At 67.3% G+C, this 13,167-nt stretch carries 18 protein-coding genes and 1 pseudogene; 12 read left to right on the forward strand and 7 right to left on the reverse strand.

The window, feature by feature from the left end; all coding sequences use genetic code 11:
* Nucleotides 1-165: 165 nt before the first annotated feature.
* From BM228_RS31710 to BM228_RS31735, 6 genes are all read left to right on the forward strand, one after another.
* Nucleotides 166-834 (forward strand): hypothetical protein, encoded by a 669-nt coding sequence (locus BM228_RS31710; RefSeq protein ID WP_092047126.1) that lies wholly within the window; start codon nucleotides 166-168, stop codon nucleotides 832-834.
* Between the two features lies 1 nt (nucleotide 835).
* Nucleotides 836-1,180: an HGGxSTG domain-containing protein gene (locus BM228_RS35970; protein WP_092047095.1), complete on the forward strand. Its 345-nt coding sequence runs from the start codon at nucleotides 836-838 to the stop codon at nucleotides 1,178-1,180.
* A gap of 906 nt (nucleotides 1,181-2,086) precedes the next feature.
* Nucleotides 2,087-2,338 (forward strand): PilZ domain-containing protein, encoded by a 252-nt coding sequence (locus BM228_RS36195; protein ID WP_092047097.1) that lies wholly within the window; start codon nucleotides 2,087-2,089, stop codon nucleotides 2,336-2,338.
* Nucleotides 2,339-2,456: 118 nt separating this feature from the next.
* Entirely contained in the window at nucleotides 2,457-2,717 is a 261-nt protein-coding gene (locus BM228_RS31725) for a hypothetical protein (RefSeq protein ID WP_139234312.1), read from the forward strand.
* Nucleotides 2,718-2,749: 32 nt separating this feature from the next.
* The gene (locus tag BM228_RS31730) at nucleotides 2,750-3,052 is read left to right on the forward strand and encodes a hypothetical protein (protein WP_139234313.1); all 303 of its coding nucleotides are present in this window, start codon (nucleotides 2,750-2,752) and stop codon (nucleotides 3,050-3,052) included.
* A gap of 143 nt (nucleotides 3,053-3,195) precedes the next feature.
* Nucleotides 3,196-3,408: a hypothetical protein gene (locus tag BM228_RS31735; RefSeq protein WP_092047103.1), complete on the forward strand. Its 213-nt coding sequence runs from the start codon at nucleotides 3,196-3,198 to the stop codon at nucleotides 3,406-3,408.
* 26 nt (nucleotides 3,409-3,434) lie between these two features.
* Here the strand turns inward: BM228_RS31735 and BM228_RS31740 are convergent, their stop codons facing one another.
* From BM228_RS31740 to BM228_RS31770, 7 genes are all read right to left on the reverse strand, one after another.
* Complete coding sequence (locus BM228_RS31740; protein ID WP_092047105.1) at nucleotides 3,435-3,683, reverse strand: hypothetical protein; 249 nt, start codon at nucleotides 3,681-3,683, stop codon at nucleotides 3,435-3,437.
* A gap of 10 nt (nucleotides 3,684-3,693) precedes the next feature.
* The gene (locus BM228_RS31745; RefSeq protein ID WP_092047107.1) at nucleotides 3,694-4,005 is read right to left on the reverse strand and encodes a hypothetical protein; all 312 of its coding nucleotides are present in this window, start codon (nucleotides 4,003-4,005) and stop codon (nucleotides 3,694-3,696) included.
* A 19-nt stretch (nucleotides 4,006-4,024) separates the two neighbouring features.
* Nucleotides 4,025-7,666: a DNA-primase RepB domain-containing protein gene (locus BM228_RS31750; protein WP_092047109.1), complete on the reverse strand. Its 3,642-nt coding sequence runs from the start codon at nucleotides 7,664-7,666 to the stop codon at nucleotides 4,025-4,027.
* Nucleotides 7,663-7,923, reverse strand: a complete 261-nt coding sequence (locus tag BM228_RS31755) for a hypothetical protein (protein WP_092047111.1) — start codon at nucleotides 7,921-7,923, stop codon at nucleotides 7,663-7,665. The genes BM228_RS31750 and BM228_RS31755 overlap by 4 nt, the downstream gene beginning before the upstream one ends.
* 1 nt (nucleotide 7,924) lies before the next feature.
* Nucleotides 7,925-8,398 carry a hypothetical protein gene (locus BM228_RS31760; RefSeq protein WP_092047113.1) on the reverse strand — a complete coding sequence of 158 codons (474 nt, stop codon included), beginning with the start codon at nucleotides 8,396-8,398 and terminating at the stop codon, nucleotides 7,925-7,927.
* Nucleotides 8,395-8,601: a hypothetical protein gene (locus BM228_RS31765; protein ID WP_092047114.1), complete on the reverse strand. Its 207-nt coding sequence runs from the start codon at nucleotides 8,599-8,601 to the stop codon at nucleotides 8,395-8,397. The genes BM228_RS31760 and BM228_RS31765 overlap by 4 nt, the downstream gene beginning before the upstream one ends.
* Nucleotides 8,602-8,685: 84 nt before the next feature.
* A complete protein-coding gene (locus BM228_RS31770; protein ID WP_092047116.1) occupies nucleotides 8,686-8,934 on the reverse strand; it encodes a hypothetical protein in 249 nt (82 codons plus the stop codon).
* Nucleotides 8,935-9,072: 138 nt separating this feature from the next.
* On the opposite strand from BM228_RS31770, the gene BM228_RS31775 reads away from it, so the two are divergent.
* The 6 genes and pseudogenes from BM228_RS31775 to BM228_RS31800 all read left to right on the forward strand — a co-directional run.
* The gene (locus BM228_RS31775; protein WP_092047117.1) at nucleotides 9,073-9,639 is read left to right on the forward strand and encodes a hypothetical protein; all 567 of its coding nucleotides are present in this window, start codon (nucleotides 9,073-9,075) and stop codon (nucleotides 9,637-9,639) included.
* 99 nt (nucleotides 9,640-9,738) lie between these two features.
* Nucleotides 9,739-9,927, forward strand: coding sequence for a hypothetical protein (locus tag BM228_RS31780; protein WP_092047119.1), 189 nt, complete (start codon nucleotides 9,739-9,741; stop codon nucleotides 9,925-9,927).
* Complete coding sequence (locus tag BM228_RS31785) at nucleotides 9,927-10,187, forward strand: hypothetical protein (RefSeq protein ID WP_092047121.1); 261 nt, start codon at nucleotides 9,927-9,929, stop codon at nucleotides 10,185-10,187. The genes BM228_RS31780 and BM228_RS31785 overlap by 1 nt, the downstream gene beginning before the upstream one ends.
* A gap of 12 nt (nucleotides 10,188-10,199) precedes the next feature.
* Nucleotides 10,200-12,080 (forward strand): tail fiber domain-containing protein, encoded by a 1,881-nt coding sequence (locus BM228_RS31790; protein WP_092047122.1) that lies wholly within the window; start codon nucleotides 10,200-10,202, stop codon nucleotides 12,078-12,080.
* Between the two features lie 10 nt (nucleotides 12,081-12,090).
* Nucleotides 12,091-12,369, forward strand: a complete 279-nt coding sequence (locus tag BM228_RS31795) for a hypothetical protein (protein WP_092047124.1) — start codon at nucleotides 12,091-12,093, stop codon at nucleotides 12,367-12,369.
* A gap of 44 nt (nucleotides 12,370-12,413) precedes the next feature.
* A pseudogene (locus BM228_RS31800) lies at nucleotides 12,414-13,167 on the forward strand (hypothetical protein); the annotation flags it as partial.

Raw genomic sequence — 13,167 nt, forward strand, 5'->3', positions numbered from 1 at the left:
GTGCAAAGTCATCTGTCCCTGCGCCGGTCGTTGCGTAATGGCAAGGTGCCACAGCATCAATGGACAAGAAATTGGTTTCCGATTTGCAATTACCGTAGGGTCTTACCTTCCCGAGTGCTATATCACACGCCAAGGTAGATGATGCTTCGGCTGACGGGAGCGGGCATGACACAGCAACGGGCACGCGCAGGCGATACCCTGCTCGGCGCATCACGCTGCCGCGTCGAGGAGCGCGGAGGACAGTCGGGCTATGCCGACCGGCAGGAAGCAGCCGCACGGACGCCCGTCGAGGCCCCGGTGCGAGCGGTGGGCGGTGAACTGGTCCCGGCCGAGGACTTCGCCACTAAGACCCTGCCGGCGATCCTCGACACGCTAGTGAACCCCGATGCGGTGGCGGCAGACGCCAGCCGGGACAGGCTCGATCTGGCCAAGAACGCGGGCTCGCTCGAACTGGCCTTGGACACCGCCGACACGATCCAGGCCGGCGATGCCTTGGAGCGGATGCTCGCGCACCAGATGGCCACAACCCACGTCCTGGCGATGAAGGCCGCCGCCGTCATGGGCCAGCAGCTCGACATCGCGGATCGGACGATGGGTACGGCCAAGCAGGCGGCGTGCGTAGAGGCCGCTCGGATGGCGGGTGCGGTGGCCCGGATGAACGGGTCGTTCCAGGCCGGGATGCAGACCCTGCAGCGGGTGCGGGCAGGCGGTCAGCAGACGGTGGTGGTGCAGCACAACTACGTCGGCGAGGGCGGGCAGGCCGTGATCGGCGGGCAGCAGCAGGTGGGGGGAGGGGCTGGGCGACGGAAGAGAGGGGGGCGGGGGGCAGCCTGAAATGGACGAAGCACCCCATGCACCGCCCTGGATCCAGTTCGCACAGGCCGCCCCACGTTGTGGCGCCTGCACCCGACAGGGCTTTGCCTGCCGTTCCCCCGCCATGCCGAATGGGCGTTGCCGGATGCATGGTGGCGCCAGCACGGGGGCGCGGACTCCGGAGGGACGTGAACGTGCGAGGAAGGCGCCTCTAACTCACGGCCGGCGTTCGGCGGCGCATGTCGCCATGAAGCGTGAGATACGGGTGGCCTTTGCGCAGTTGCGCGACATGGTGCAAGCTACCAACGCCGAGCTGCGGGAGTCGGAGGCGCTGCACCGGCAGATGCTACGGCGGCTGGGGCGCTAAGGGTTTCGGACCTTCAGGGGTGGGCGCCGAAGGTCCAATCTTGGTCATTCCCTTTCAGGATACGTAGCGTTCTGAGGAGGGTAGCTGGCGAGGTGGCGGGCTCGTTCCCAGAGATCGATACCGTGACCGTTGGGCAGCCTGGCCGCTATGGCCTTCGCCTCGTCGTCGGTTTGAACGTCGAGGATATTGGCTCTTCCCACAGTGCCGTCATGGCCAATCAGGAACACGCAGTACGTCCGCGGCCCCGGCTCTGGCTCATCGATACTGGTCGGCGACCCTGTCACGCTCGTGTCCGTCCATTGCAGCCAGGAGTGCGAAGGTTTCCCCGCTCCCAATGGGAGCACCCACGCCAGCGGATCGAGGGGGTTGAAGAGACACTGGCGTGGGCGCCATCGGCTGGTCGCCGACAGGATCGGTTTTGCACAACCTATCTGGGAATGCATCGCGTAAAACCACGCAGGCGTGCATATTCGCCGAGCGCGCGATCACATCTCCGAGAATTAAACTCCTGCATTTTTATGACACAAATAAAATTCAAAATAATCTGCTTCAGATCGATATTAGTGCGTTAGTTCATATGCCACCTATGGTATGCACGAATTTGCGGACATACACCTCCTAATCTATACGAACAGCCAAGCGCGTAGCTGGGATTGGACTAAGGGTAGTCGCGACTATCCGGCCGGCTCTAAGGTAAACGCATATGGCGCCCCACAGAACCGCCGCCTGAATTGATGCCGACTTCCCATCCGTTGCAGGCCCCCGGGGGAGGGCAGGTTTCGGCTACCGCTACCTGCAGCATCGGGTCTCGGGCGCCGTCAGCCAGCACCTGAAGGGCGGTAACAGCATTTGCTCAACCTCTGCGCCCTACCCTGATGGAGGGGGATGAGATGCAAGGCGTAGCCAGTGCCCGCTCTTCCCGCTCGTTCACCCCGCAGCCCCGCCTCGAAGGCGGCAGTCATCTCGCACGGCGGGTGGATGGCCGGGTGCACCATCACCGACATCTCCGTCAGCGGCGCACGGCTGCTGGTGGCTCGGCCCGAGGCTGTCCCGGATCAGTTCGAGCTGGCGACCGACCTATCAGGCGGTTCGCGCCGGTGCCGTACCGTATGGCGTGAGGGCGGGCAGGTTGGCGTCGAGTTCGTGGATTGGGTTTGAACCGATATTCCCAACGCCAATAACGCCATTCCAAAGTGATACAAAGCCAACATTAGATGAAGCGCTTGAGCCTTAGGTGGCCAAAAACGACCTGACACCTTCAAATCAGGCGGCATACATGAACCAGCAGATGCAAATCCCGGAAAATTTCTGGGCCGAGCTTGAGCGCACCGTGTCGTCAAAAGTGGGCGATGCCCTTAACACAGATGAAGTTCCGCACGAGCTGCTGATCTCATATCTGCGCGACCTAGAGGTCATGGCGCGGACTGCATGCCATAGCCGGCAGACCGTTCAGATCATCGCATCCGGGCGTAGCCTTCTCGGCGACCGGCAAGTGATTGGGCCGAAGGATTGCGCGTTCTCATACGCGCACCTGTGAACGGGATAGGCTTCGGGGCGATGGGCTATGTCATGACTGAACAAGCGTTCGCTGTCCTGCTGGCCTCCGCTTTCACCTTCGGGTGCGCAGCGATCTACCAGTTGCGCGAGCACGCCCGGCATCTCACGCCGATCCTCGCCAGCGTCACGACCGGCTTGGCTCTGCTGGCCGGTATGATGGCGCTCGCCCAGAACCGGGCCATCAGCCCCACCGACGGCTCGAAGCTAACCCCTATCGGCCGCGCCCAAGCGTCCTCGTGGCACTCGGAGATGAGAATGGCCTCCGCCCAGAAGCCGGGCACGGCCAAGATCCAAGAGGCGCTTCACGGGGAGTAGGGCGGCCTCGGTTTTGTGAGCGACCGGGATGCCCGCATTGAAGGGGGTGATCTCGCAGGGCGTCATGCGCGTACCCCCCTGCTATAATCGACACCCCGAACCCCTGACCTCTCAAAGAGTTGGCTCAGAGTCAGGAGGGCCCCATGGCCGACGACCAAAGCGGCGGCGCTAATCCGTCCAAGAAGGAACGTGAGGCTGGTGAGCGTGCCGGTCGGAAGGGGCTGGGTAAAGATGGGCGCCCGCAGACGCCACCCACGCCCACGCAGCAGAACGCAGCCGACCACACGGAGATGACCGTGAGGCACAGCCTCAAGAGCAACCCGCAAGAGACCGAGCAGGCGACGGGCAAAAAGTAAGCTGAAGCCCATACCTACGGGAGTGCTCATGCGGCATCCCGCAGGTAGTCGAAGAACTGCTCAAGCTCCAGGTCGTGGTCATCCCACGTCTCGCCGACCTTCAGCGTGAACGCCTCCATCACGCCGTCTGCACGCCGAATGATGCACCAGGGGGCGTATCCCAGACCGGGCTGGAAAGCCCACTGCTGGACCTCGGCAGGCGTCTGACGACGGAGGCGGTACTCGCGGTCCGGGTGAGCCTGAAACCACATGCGGTCGATCTGGGTGGCCTGCATGATCACCTCTTCAGGCAGCGTTGTTCTGAACGAGGGCTTCGACCTCGAACTCCGCCATCTCCTCGTCGGTTGCGGCGACGCTTGAACACCACGTCATGTACACTGGGATCGGCATCTCGTAGGTCGGCACCCGGTAGGAGCCGAGGGCGTCGCGTCGGACTTCCCCGCCCTGGTCGATCAGCAGACCATCGTCGAGCAGGCGGCGCAGGGTCTTCGGCGAGCATCCCGGCGGCTCGCCGCAGCCGACCCGGTCGAGGGCGCGGCGCTCGGCCGAGGTGCGGCCTGGGTGCGGGAGGCGGTCGAGGTCGGGCTTGCGGGGCATGGCTGGTCCTCCGGATGGGTCAGAAATGGGCAAGGGCGACGGGGGAGAGCGGCGCCCGGAAGTGCGGGCCGCGCGGCATGAAGCCGGGGCGCGGTCGCGGGGCGTGGCTGGCTGGATACCGGGGCGTGGGGCGCTGAACGCCCGGGCGGAACGGCGGTGCTGCGCTGGCCTGCGCGGCAGTCTCGAAGTGACTGAAGCCGGCCAGATCCCCGACGTGCTTGTTCAGCCAGCCCCGAATGTCCGGGACGACGGTGGGGTCGTAGGCGCCCGTCCGCCACTTCTGGTTCCGGCCGGCGCGCTGGTAGCGGAAGCGAACCGAGGCTCCCGGCAGCACCATCCTGCCGTTCCGAGCTCGCCAGTCGCGAGCCGCGGCCGCCGTAGCCCACCGAGTCGGCCAGGCTGCGGCCATGTCAGCGGGGCTGTCGAGGGCGACACCCTCCCCGGGCGGGGGAACGGGTACCCCGTCGACCGTCAGCCACTCCAGGGCGCCGACGTTGGCGGTAAGCCAGGCCCAGAGGTCCACGGGGCGGTTCGGGAGCAGATAGCCCGATGCCGGCTCAACGCGGCCTTGCCGCTTGTACGCGAACACTGTCGCGACAGTGGTTCCAAAGCCTATAAGGGTATCCCTTATAGAGGCAGCAACCAACGTCGCGACAGTGTTCTCCCGGGCTGCCTGCCGGGTCGGGGCAAGGTCTGGGAAGGCCGCCATGATGTCGGTCTCGCTCTCCAGGATCACGCCGGCGGGGGCCATGTCCGCCCAGGCGCCTGGGAGGGCGTCTTTCCAGGCCACCGCCTGATCCACGCTGATCGGCAGGGGGACGTCGGTGATGACGTCCACGAAGGCGGGCGCCTCGGCGGTGCGGCGCAGGGGGCGGATGCGGCCGACAGCTTGGACCAACTGAGCCTCCGTGACTTGAGCCCGCAGCGCTTCGGCGACCGGGTCGGGATGTTGCTCGGTCTCGACGCGGATGCCGGACCCGTCGGCCAGACGGACGCCGGCTTCCACCTTCGGGTACCACCGGCGGCCGGTGCCGGGGTCGGATGGGATTGTCTGCGGCACGCGCCCCGAGACGACGCCGGCCATGGCCTCGGCGACTGGTGGGCCGGGCTGAAGACGCCCGATCGTGATGAGGCCGGCCGCGGTGCGCCAGCGATCGATGCCGGCGATGCCGCCGTAATGGCCGGTCTCGACGTTCGGCGGCAGGCCGATCCCTTTCAGGATCTCGATCAGGCGTTTGGGGGCGATGACGGCAACGACGCCCGGCCATGCCAGGGCGGCGCGCAGGCGGATGAGCCGGAGCAGGTAGTGGACGATACGCTTCGGCTCTGGCGGCTGCTGCCCCTCGACGATCCCGAGCTTGTTGGCAGTGGTCGGGCTGCCGAGGATCTGGCGGGCCGTGACGTGGTCGCTCCACCTGGCGGTAATGTCGGCACGGATCTCGACGCGCTGGCCGATCACAGGCTCCAGCAGGGAGGCCTTCGGCAGGGTCGCGTCGATCGCTAGCACGGGGGCCGACCACGACGAAACCACGGCGTCGAGCGAACGGCGCTCCAGCACGCGCGCCTCGACCTCGCTATCGTAGCGCAACGACAGGCGCCCGGATGCTTCCGCGCTACCGGCCAGGAAATCGCGTAGCTCGGCCCAGAGGCCGGCGAGAAGCTTGATCTCGGTGTTGTGCTGGCCAACCGCAGCTACGCTCGCCTTGCGCGCCTTCGGCTCCATGCCGGGCAAGATGTTGGGCTCGCGCTTGCGGTCCCACTCCATCTTGTAGGCGCTGGCGGCGAGCGCCCGGGTGACGCCATGGCGCTCCAGAAGCTCGCGCTGCAGCGGCCCTTCCTCGGGATGGGCGCGCACGGCGCGCAGCAGGTTTCCGCGGGCGCTCGTGAGATCGTTGGCGAAGTTGGTGAACGCTTTGAACAGGCCGGGTAGCTCGACGGATGCGCGCTCGATTGCGTCCAGCGTCATCCGGGCTGGCTTGTCCGGCAGGGCGCCGAGCACCACGCCCTCGTCGATCACGATGGCATCTGGATCGGGGATGAAGCTCGGCTTCTGGTGACCGAGCAGGCTGTGCGGCACGAGCCATAGCGCAGCCGTGGCACTGCGCTGCCGCTCCATGCCGCAGCGGTCGATGAAGGCGCACCGGTATTCCAAGCCGTCGATCTTCCGCTTGCATACGGCGGTCGCCACCGTGGCGCCGGCATCCCGGGCGTCCTGGGCCGCCTGAGGGTCGAGGCACATCTTCAGGCCAGGCGCGTCTGGGTCCTCTGCGTCATAGCCACGGTAAATCCGAGCCTCGACGCCGAGGGCTGCGGCGCGTGCGGCGAGCTCGGTCAGCAGCGGGTGGTTCGGTGCCGCGTAGATCGTCACGAGGCCGGCTTCTGCGGCCTCTGCGGCGCCGGCCAAGGCCAATGCCGTCTTGCCGATGCCCGGCTCGATCCGGGCAGCCAGGGCTACCGGCGCGGGTTTCCCTGGCTCGATCGGTTCGTTGCCTGCCTCGTTCGGGACTCTCCGGCTCTCCTCCTCCCAGACGTTGTGCTTGTCCTCCCAGAGGACGTGAGCGCGTTCCCAGGCTTTGAACTCGGCGCGCCACGCCGGGACGTGCCGCCCGAAGAAATCGGCAACGACGTCTCGGGCTTGGGCCTCAGCCTCGGCGAGCGAGGCGCGCCGGTCCGGGTAGGTCGGTTCGGCCTGTTCCCGTGCAGCCCCGTCAACCTTCGCCTGGATGTATCCCCAGGTCTGCCCGACAACGCGGTGCAGGCGGTCCCGAGGAGTAAGGAACTTGCTCCCGCATCCTTCAGGATGGCGCCGGACCAGTGCCTCGAAGTCGCCGGGCGATAGGCCGTCGGCATAAGCGGCCTTGGCGGCAGCGAAAAGCTGGGCCCAGCGCTTCGGGACATCGATCTCGGCCACCAGCGCCTCGGCTTCGGCGCTGGTGCGTCCCGTGCTGCCGGTCTCGCCTTCGAACGAGGCGTTGGGGCGTGCCTTGGCCTTCGGCTTCGGGGCGGGGAATGCGCCCTCCAGCTCGTCCGCCGTCCAGATCGGACCGTCGAGGCTGAGGATCCCGGTCGCAGTAGCAACGCGACCACGGGCGACCTTGGCCTTGCCGGGGTAGTTCACCGTCCCCGGGACCCGGAACGGCTGGGTCACGACGCCGGTATCCGAGTCGCCGCCGGTCTTGGCCTTGATCCCCAAGCCGATGCGCGCGGCACGATCCGCCGGGATGGCCTGGGCGAGCAGGAACCACCGGTGCGTGTTCCCCGGCGATGACTCGATCACCAGCGACGGGACCGCGTCGATGCGACTGCCCTTGCCCTTGTCGGCGTCATCGTCGGCCACGAGGCCGAACGCGGCGATGGTGTCCGCCAGCGACCCGCGGCCCTTCTCGCCCCTCGCGCGTCGCCGGACCGTCCGGGCTTCCACATAGATGTTATGGCCGCCGTTGGATTGGCGCACGGCCTCGTCGACCATGTAGTCGACTTCGCCGATTGCGAACTGGAAGATCAGGGTGCTGCCACTGCCGCCGGCCGGGTGGATGACAACGAGTTGCAGCATGCCCGGATCGCGCATTCCGGCGGTAGCGACCGCGGCGTGGGCGTTGAGGCGCTCCACGAAGGTGCGCACCACCGCCCGATCGGCGACGAGGGGAGCCTGCGCATTCACGCGGCCGAGCCTCGGTCCGTCTGGTGACGCCAGTCCTCAAGAGCGCGTAGGCGCTCCTCGTCCCACACGCCGATGTAGCGCCAGCCGCACAGCTCGGCGCCTTCCTGCGCCTCGCGAACGGCATCCTCAAGCGTCGAATAGGACGTCTGCCAGGCGGCATGCTTGGCGCCCGGCTTGGCCAGCATGATCGCGAAGCAGTCGGGCGTCACGAGAACGCCAACGAGCGGATTGCCGGGGAACACGACGACGGTGCCCATGTCAGGCCCTCCCGCCGTGTGAGAAGGTGCTTGGCGCGTTCGGCAGGAGCCGCAGACCGGCCGCCGCGAGGCGGCGGACCTCGCTCCAGGCGTGGGCGCGGGACTCGCACGAGATGCGCTGCGTCAGGCGCTCGCCCCGGAACACCTCGGCGCACCAGGAGCCGAAGTCGTGCCCGAGCCGCACCGCGTCGGCGGGCGGCCGCATCCTCTGCGCTCGCGCCGCGCCGGCCATCGCGATAGCGTCCAGCCGAGCGACCGCGTATCGGTCGGTATCTTCCCAGTCGCCCGGGAAGAGGGTGCAGCGGGGCGCCAGAACCGTCGGCTGGGCGCCGTTGATCGGTACGACAGTGATGTAGGGAGCGGGGTCTCGGACGTGCGGGCTGTCGCCGGCACGGGCCTCGCGGACCCGATAGCGCCGGGTGCTGCGATCAAGCGCCCAAGCCAGATCGTCGGCGGGGAGGGTGCGCGCGATCATCGGGCACCCCGCCAGCTATCGACCTGCGGATAGGCCAGCGCGGCCACCGCGGCGGCTACCGATGGACTGAAATCGAACCGCTTCTGGAGGCGGGCGATCTGGACTTGCGAAGGGGTCGAGGCTATCTCGGTGGTGTCGCGCTGGAAACCGACACCTTTTCCGGAAGCCCCTGCCGTGCCCACGGCGGGGGTTTCTGCATTCATGGGTCTGTTGATCCTGAAGAGTGCGCCGGCCGGCACGGCGCGGATGGATCCGGCCAGCGGGGGAGCGCCCCGCCGATTGCGGGGTCAGGCGGCAGCGGTGTCCGCGCCATCCAGTTGAAGCAGCCGCCGGAGCGGTGGCGTCGGGATCCTGAAAGCCTTCCCGGCCCGGATCGGCTCGATCGGCACGCCCTTAGCCAGCGCCCGGTACGTCGCGCCTCTCCCGAGCTGGAGCAGGCGCCCATAGGTTTCCGGATCAATCACAGCCTCACGCATCACCTTCGCGATGTCGTCGGCGATGGACGGCTTCGCTGCGGATGTGACCTGCTCGGGCATCGGGCACCTCGACTTGTTGTGGCACAAGAAATGGTGCCAACGCTCATTAAGTCGTAAACATGCACGAGATTGTTTGCAAGTGCCCGTTGCCGCCTATCTGTGGTACTGCTAACTGTCATCAGGAACGGGAAAACACCGATGAGCACGATCCAGGACGAACAAGAGCGCCGGATGGGGCGCCCTGCGCTGAGCGCCGACGAGCGCAAGTCAGCGACCCTGCGGTTCCGGGTTCGGGAAAGCCTGAAAGATCAGCTTGAGCAGGCTGCGGTTCAGTCAGGCCTGTCGATGAGCGAAGAATTTGAGCGCCGCATCGCCGACAGCTTCAAATTCGATCTGATTTTGCGCGTAATGCTCGACAGCTCTCGTGGCCAAGATCTGTTCGTTAACTTGGGAACAGTTCTTGAGACGGTGCGCGAATATTCGAAGGAGACCGGGACCCTGTCGGACAAGTCGGTATGGGCTGAGCACGACCCAACCCGTGCCGGGCTCCGCGCCGCGATAGCCGTTTTGGTCGAGCACCTGATCCCGCCTGCCCGCGAGCCGAACCCCGCGCCCGCCACTGCAGCCGAAGCTCGCCAAGAGCGTCTCTATGCGGTCGAGCTGGAGAACATGGTCGAGTTCGGGGACGAATTCGCCAGGATGGTCATCGGCCAACTTTCCGGCCCTGCGGAAGATCTGAATACGGGCGGCGCTTCGGAACACTGAGACACTAACAAGCACATACAAGCACAGTTGCGAACGTAAAACTGTATTACAAAGCAACTCCTCCCGTGATACTGTCGTTGACAGACGTGGAGGCGTTTCATGGGCAAGCAGCGGCTCAGTCGAACCCGAATTTTCCGCGCGGATCCCATACTGGATGCTGCGCTTGAGGCCGGCGCTGCCCGCGAGGGCGTGAAGGTCTCGGCCTTCTTGCGCGAGGCGCTGCGGAATGCGCTGGCTTCCCCACCCCAAGGGGCTGGCGCTCAGCATCCCATGCAGGCTGCCGCCTGATGGGCGACCTCCACCGCCTCCCGCTCCGCGACCTCCCGCCTGCGCCCACCGGCATCTCGGTTCCCGAGACCTGGGCCGCGCTGCGCGTCGCCATGCGCCTCTGCCACGGCACGCTCGGCGAGGTCGTCGACCTGCTGGAGGCCGGCGCCGCCCCCGCGGACGTGTTCGCGCGGATCGACACCTTCAACAGCCAGATCACGACCTGCGGTCGCGCCGTCACCTTCCTGCGGGAAGTCGGCGAGCCGCCGGACGCCGCTTGAGGAGAGCCGGCCATGGGCGGCGGACAGACCAGCACGCAGAATTCGACCCAGGTTGCGACCAAGACCCCGTGGGATCCGGCTATCCCCGGCCTGACGCAGGCCCTGAACAGCGCGACTTCGCTGTACAATTCCGGCGTCGGCTCGCAGATCTACGGCGGCCAGCGCGTGGCCGGCCTGACCGATGATCAGAGCACCGGCATCCAGAGCATCCGCGACCAGGCCGCCTCCGACAACGCGGGCGGTCTCGGCACGAGCTACCTGCAGAACACCCTGGCGTCGAACGGCATCAGCCCGACCACGCAGCAGGGGCTGGGCATGCTGGCGGCGGTGCCGAACGTCGATACATCGCGCCTGTCCGCTCTCGCCGACACCATTGGAAGCGCGTCGAACCCGATCAACCAGACCGCCAACAGCTTCATGTCGGGCGCGCGGGATCTGACCACGATCCCGCAGCTCCAGGGCCTGTTCAATCAGACCCAGGCGCCGAGCTACGCTGAGCAGAACCTCGCGGGCGTGGCTAAGGGCGACTATCTCGACCCGACCCAGAACAAGATCTTCCAGAACCTCGTCGACACCTCCTCCCACAACGCGCTTCAGGCGCAGAAGGAGGCGTTCGCGGCGTCCGGGCGGTACGGGTCCGGCAGCTTCGCCGGCGCGGCCAACAAGGCGGTCAACGACACGCAGAGCCAGCTCTACGCCAACCAGTACAACACCGAGCGGGCCAATCAGGCGTCGGCCAACAGCCAGATGGATGCGGCGATGCAGGGCCGGCTCGGGCTGGGTCAGAGCATCACCAACGACATCTCGAACGTCCAGAACACCAATAACCAGAACCGGCTGGCCGGCGCCGGGATCGGGCAGGCCCAGCAGGCGGCGCAAGCCGGCGTGCTCGGTCAGGTGCTCGGCGGCGACGAGTTCAACTCCAACCTCGGCGTCACCAAGGCCAACGGCTTCATCGGCGCGGGCCAACAGGGGCTGAACACCGCGCTGCAGGCGGCCGGCTTGCTGCCATCGGTCGACGCGCTGCGCTACACCCCGGGCAACAACCTGCTGACCACGGGCAGCATCCAGCAGAACCAGAACCAGGCCGGGCTCGACGCCGCGCAGCAGTATTTCCAGGAGACCCAGCAAACCCCGTGGCAGGCGCTCGGGCAGTATGCCTCCTTCCCATTGGCAATCGGCTCACAAGGCGGAACGACGGTCAGCCAGGGCACGAGCCAGACCAAGACGAGCGGCGTGAGCCCGCTCCAGTCGATCCTGGGCCTGGGCACATCTCTCCTCGGCCTTGGTACGGGTACGGGCAACTCGACTTTGGGCGGCGCCTTACTCGGCGGTTTGTTCGGCTCGGATGAGCGCCTGAAAGAAGATATCCGGCCGGTCGGCGAGTTGCATGACGGGCAGCCGGTCTACGCCTATCGCTACAAGGGCGATCCGCGGACCCAGATCGGCTTGATCGCGCAGGAGGTGGCCGAGAAGAAGCCGGACGCGGTTGGGCCGCTCGGCCTCGGCGATCTCCTAGGCGTGGATTACGCCAAGGCGACAGACAAGTCCGCCCAGATGGGCGCCAAGGGCAAGCGGAAGGGCAAGGGCAGTCAGTCGGGCGGATCCTCGCCGGCAGCACCTCCGGCCGAGCCGCCCCGCATGACCATCGTCATGTCGGATCAGTCGGGCGCCGGACCGGGGCTGGGCAATGCCTCCGGTCAGGGCCTCCCCGCGGACGGTCTCGGCGGCCTCATGGCCGCGCTGATGGCTGGCGACATGCGCTCCAGCTCTGCCCCACCGTCCGGCTTCCTCGCGCACGCCCTGCAGGCGGTGATCCCGCGGGAGCCCGAGTCGATCCGCGCCGGCGCCCCGAAGCCTCAAACCCGCGGCCAGCGCCGCGCGGCGGCTTGAGGAGGGCGCCGTGGATCACCTCGACGTGACCGAGCCTCCGCAGAACGTCCCCGCCGACCTGTCGGGCCTGTCCGATCTGGAAATGCGGACGCTGGCCTGCCGGACCGAACTGGCGACCTTGTTCCGGGCGATCCAGGGCGTCGCCGGGCTCGCCGCGACCAATCTGGAAGTCGGCGGCCCGGTTCAGGAGCTGGCCGCCCTGTTCAGCACCTTGGGCCAGCTCGATCGGCAGGCCAGCGACGATGCCGAGCGCTACGGCGCCCTTCTCTCTTCGGCGGGGTCGGCGTGATGGCCGGCAGCCCGCCCCTTTCCTCGTACCGATAGGTGCCGCCCATGGCCTCCGGTTTCGGCTCGCTCCCGATGTTCGACAACCTGTCTGCCGCCGACATGGCGGACCTGCTGCAGCGGCTGAACATCGGGCAGCAGGATCAGCGCGACAGCGGCATGCAGCCCGGCACGCAGGGGCAGCCGCCGCAAACCGGACCGGTCGGCCTCGGCGATCTCCTCGGCGGCGCCGGCCGCAGCGCGCCGTCCGTCGCCATGAGCGAGGCGGACACGCAGCGCCTTGAGCGGCAGCAGGCCGGTCCGCAGGATCTCGCGGCGCTGGGCGGCTCGCCGGTCGACCGCCTGCTGTTCGATCGCTCCGGCATGGGCGGTGGTGCCAACGGCTTCACGGGCACATCGGGCGCGACCCTGCCGGATGCCTTCGCCGCGCGTCCGACGCCCCTGCCGCCCGGCCGGCCGAGCGATGCCGACCTGATGGTGCAGCCCGCGGCTACCGGGTCGGTCTCGGGCATGAACCCGACCCCCGTTCCGCCCGGAGGCCGCTCGCCTGCCCGGGATGCGGAATACGGGCGTGGTGTCACCGATAGCGCCGGCACCTCGTCTGCGGCGCAGATGATGCCCGTGAACAGCTTCGATCCGCTCACGGGCCAGCCGGTCTCGGGCACGCCGCGCCCGATCGGAGGACAGCAGGCGCCGGTCTCGCCGTTCGGCGGGAACCCGGCCGTTCCGGCTTCGGCATCGTCAGCCAGCCCGCAGCAGAGCATGCTGGAGCGCTATGCCCGCGGCATCGGCAACCCGGATC

This window comes from Methylobacterium pseudosasicola (assembly GCF_900114535.1).
Taxonomy (GTDB): Bacteria; Pseudomonadota; Alphaproteobacteria; order Rhizobiales; family Beijerinckiaceae; genus Methylobacterium; species Methylobacterium pseudosasicola.

Bases quoted from the DNA above. Each gene is read 5' to 3' on its own strand.
- BM228_RS31745 (WP_092047107.1), bottom strand. From the start codon at position 4,005: ATGCCCCGCAAGCCCGACCTCGACCGCCTCCCGCACCCAGGCCGCACC.
- BM228_RS35970 (WP_092047095.1), top strand. From the start codon at position 836: ATGGACGAAGCACCCCATGCACCGCCCTGGATCCAGTTCGCACAGGCC.
- BM228_RS31725 (WP_139234312.1), top strand. From the start codon at position 2,457: ATGAACCAGCAGATGCAAATCCCGGAAAATTTCTGGGCCGAGCTTGAG.
- BM228_RS31765 (WP_092047114.1), bottom strand. From the start codon at position 8,601: ATGAATGCAGAAACCCCCGCCGTGGGCACGGCAGGGGCTTCCGGAAAA.
- BM228_RS31735 (WP_092047103.1), top strand. From the start codon at position 3,196: ATGGCCGACGACCAAAGCGGCGGCGCTAATCCGTCCAAGAAGGAACGT.
- BM228_RS31755 (WP_092047111.1), bottom strand. From the start codon at position 7,923: ATGGGCACCGTCGTCGTGTTCCCCGGCAATCCGCTCGTTGGCGTTCTC.
- BM228_RS31780 (WP_092047119.1), top strand. From the start codon at position 9,739: ATGGGCAAGCAGCGGCTCAGTCGAACCCGAATTTTCCGCGCGGATCCC.
- BM228_RS31770 (WP_092047116.1), bottom strand. From the start codon at position 8,934: ATGCCCGAGCAGGTCACATCCGCAGCGAAGCCGTCCATCGCCGACGAC.
- BM228_RS31790 (WP_092047122.1), top strand. From the start codon at position 10,200: ATGGGCGGCGGACAGACCAGCACGCAGAATTCGACCCAGGTTGCGACC.
- BM228_RS31775 (WP_092047117.1), top strand. From the start codon at position 9,073: ATGAGCACGATCCAGGACGAACAAGAGCGCCGGATGGGGCGCCCTGCG.
- BM228_RS31785 (WP_092047121.1), top strand. From the start codon at position 9,927: ATGGGCGACCTCCACCGCCTCCCGCTCCGCGACCTCCCGCCTGCGCCC.
- BM228_RS31710 (WP_092047126.1), top strand. From the start codon at position 166: ATGACACAGCAACGGGCACGCGCAGGCGATACCCTGCTCGGCGCATCA.
- BM228_RS31760 (WP_092047113.1), bottom strand. From the start codon at position 8,398: ATGATCGCGCGCACCCTCCCCGCCGACGATCTGGCTTGGGCGCTTGAT.
- BM228_RS31740 (WP_092047105.1), bottom strand. From the start codon at position 3,683: ATGCAGGCCACCCAGATCGACCGCATGTGGTTTCAGGCTCACCCGGAC.
- BM228_RS31730 (WP_139234313.1), top strand. From the start codon at position 2,750: ATGACTGAACAAGCGTTCGCTGTCCTGCTGGCCTCCGCTTTCACCTTC.